We start from the raw sequence: 2,279 nt of genomic DNA on the forward strand, positions 1-2,279 counted from the left end.
TGCAGATGAACGGTTAAGAATTACGGACGGGACTGTGCAATACGCGCCTGCAGCCAGGCTTCCACTTCGCTTTTCAGCCATCGGGAGCTGCGGCCCATTTTGATGGGCGCAGGAAAGTCACCATCCTTGATGAGTTTGTAAAACCACTTATCGGTCAGGCCGGTCAGTTGAGTGATAAATGCCATGTCGACCATCTGGTCATCCATCAGTGAAACTGGGGTGATCATGAGAATGTTCCTCCGGATGTTGTTAAACCAGCCGGTGTGGTCATGAAAACAACGCACCACCTTCACCGGCATAACAACCGGGGAGAAACGTAAAAAATAATCGGGAATGTGACCGCCAGGAGATAAACGGGGAGGTTACGGTGGCTGAGCCGTACCGGTATGCCGGGTGGTTGTTACGAAACGATGCTTCCGCACGCGCGCGCGATAAAGAAGGGATGATTTTCGTGAGGAAGAGGGGAAAACTGGCGTTCTGATAATTGCAGAGTTATTTACGGGGCGGTTACGATGGGGCAGACCGTGTCCGGTGGGCAGGCGACAGGTATCACCGATGGGATAAGACTGTCTGATTGGTATTATAAATATATAAGAGAGATCAAACACATGAGATCAAATACATGAGTTCATATATGTGAAATAAACACGGTGAGTGTGATCAGTGGGCATGATGAGAACGCAGTAGCAACGGACTGCGCTATCCCTGATAGCTGGCGTATAACCTGCGTATATAAAACGTACCAGCAACGCACGTGAACAGAGTGCATTAAGCATCCGTCGTTGACACCGACCTGGTGAGTGACAGTCTGAGAGACCGGTTAAGTGGTGGTACGGGAGTAATGAGTTTGGGGAGGGTACCAGAATGTCAGTCTGGTACGGTATGCTGACAGTATCACGTTAATTGCAGCATAAAGTGATGAGAGGCTAATGGAAGTTAAAACCAGAGCAGTTCCGTCGTTGTTCATCCCGGGAGACACTGGAAAAAGTGATTTCCCACACGCGTTATAAGCTTACTCCAGCGGAGATGGAAGCCTTCAACTCTGCGGTCGATCATCGGCTGGCAGAACTGACAATGAACAAGCTTTACGATCGCGTGCCGGCTTCTGTCTGGAAATATGTCACCTGAACGTTCGGTAATCACAGAGGTATTGCGCCAGGTGTTATCTGCTCTGTGTGATTCTTTTTGGGTTTTCTCAGGTTGTTAAAAGCTGAATATGTTCCTGTTGTCGGGAACCAGGATAATACCGGGAACGTTAAGCGGTATAGCGACAACAAAGAATTCGAAATCAAAAGGGAATGGTGCCGGAGGCGTGGGCGGTAATGGGCCGATTTTCGGGCATTACCGACCTCTGCTGAGGTTTTCTCGTATTTATCGGGGAGCTGGTGCGTTACTGTCACTGTCTGGCACAGCAAACGCAGAGGTGGCGGGGCGCTCTGCTCCGCTGACTCCGGCTAATCTCTCCCCTTTTACCTACTGCAACAGTACAAATACACTGACGCCTGAAACGACAGCCAGAATCAGCACAGGCAGTAACGTCAGTAGACAAAGCAGACGATCGGTATTCCGGTAATAATCGAAGGGATCTGCTGACACGTAGCCCGGGCAACATTCCGTATTATGAGGGATGGCGTTATCACAATCCCTGCACACCGTTTTGCGTATCACCATCACGTCCTCCTCACAATCTTATCCGTAACCGGCTTTTTGCATTAAAAAAACAACGCTGAAAATTCAGCCGTCAGTCCGGAGACGACAGTCGGGTTATCTCAGAGTGCCTGAGATATTGCCTGGTTGGAGATCACTTCAGGGACTCTGCGCATTTTTTACGGCGTGGTTAATCCGTATGAACGAAACCATACGGAGATTTAACCATGACCTACAAATACAACCCCTTCTGGCAGCAACGTATTCGTGAGACGGTGTTGCACGCACTGGATGTTCATCCCCGTCTGACGGCATTGCGGGTTGATCTGCGTCTCCCGGATGTACCGGCAGCAACGGACGCGGCTGTGATATCCCGCTTCATCAATGCCCTGAAAGCCCGAATCGACGCTTACCAGAAACGTAAGCATCGGGAAGGTAAACGCGTGCATTCCTCGACCCTGCATTACGCCTGGGCCCGGGAGTTCGGGGAGCTTAAAGGCAAAAAACACTATCACCTGCTGCTGCTGGTCAACCGGGATACCTGGTGTCGTGCCGGCGATTACCGCGCTCCGGGGTCACTGGCCGGGATGATTAAACAGGCCTGGTGCAGTGCCCTGGGAGTGGATGCCGGA

At 51.0% G+C, this 2,279-nt stretch carries 4 protein-coding genes; 2 read left to right on the top strand and 2 right to left on the bottom strand.

Going from position 1 to position 2,279, the window contains the following annotated elements:
- Positions 1-20: 20 nt before the first annotated feature.
- A complete protein-coding gene (locus tag E0D98_RS23455; protein WP_000632607.1) occupies positions 21-227 on the bottom strand; it encodes an AlpA family transcriptional regulator in 207 nt (68 codons plus the stop codon).
- Between the two features lie 751 nt (positions 228-978).
- Here E0D98_RS23455 and E0D98_RS23460 point away from each other — a divergent pair.
- Entirely contained in the window at positions 979-1,128 is a 150-nt protein-coding gene (locus E0D98_RS23460) for an Hha/YmoA family nucleoid-associated regulatory protein (RefSeq protein WP_071528427.1), read from the top strand.
- Positions 1,129-1,473: 345 nt separating this feature from the next.
- Here the strand turns inward: E0D98_RS23460 and E0D98_RS23465 are convergent, their stop codons facing one another.
- A complete protein-coding gene (locus tag E0D98_RS23465; RefSeq protein WP_000236763.1) occupies positions 1,474-1,671 on the bottom strand; it encodes a hypothetical protein in 198 nt (65 codons plus the stop codon).
- Between the two features lie 203 nt (positions 1,672-1,874).
- Here E0D98_RS23465 and E0D98_RS23470 point away from each other — a divergent pair.
- On the top strand, positions 1,875-2,279 hold a 405-nt coding region (locus tag E0D98_RS23470), incomplete at its 3' end, for an inovirus-type Gp2 protein (protein ID WP_131891148.1).

This window comes from Escherichia sp. KCJ4928 (genome assembly GCF_004352695.1).
Classification (GTDB): Bacteria; Pseudomonadota; Gammaproteobacteria; order Enterobacterales; family Enterobacteriaceae; genus ECMA0423.

Bases quoted from the DNA above. Each gene is read 5' to 3' on its own strand.
- E0D98_RS23455 (WP_000632607.1), bottom strand. From the start codon at position 227: ATGATCACCCCAGTTTCACTGATGGATGACCAGATGGTCGACATGGCA.
- E0D98_RS23465 (WP_000236763.1), bottom strand. From the start codon at position 1,671: ATGGTGATACGCAAAACGGTGTGCAGGGATTGTGATAACGCCATCCCT.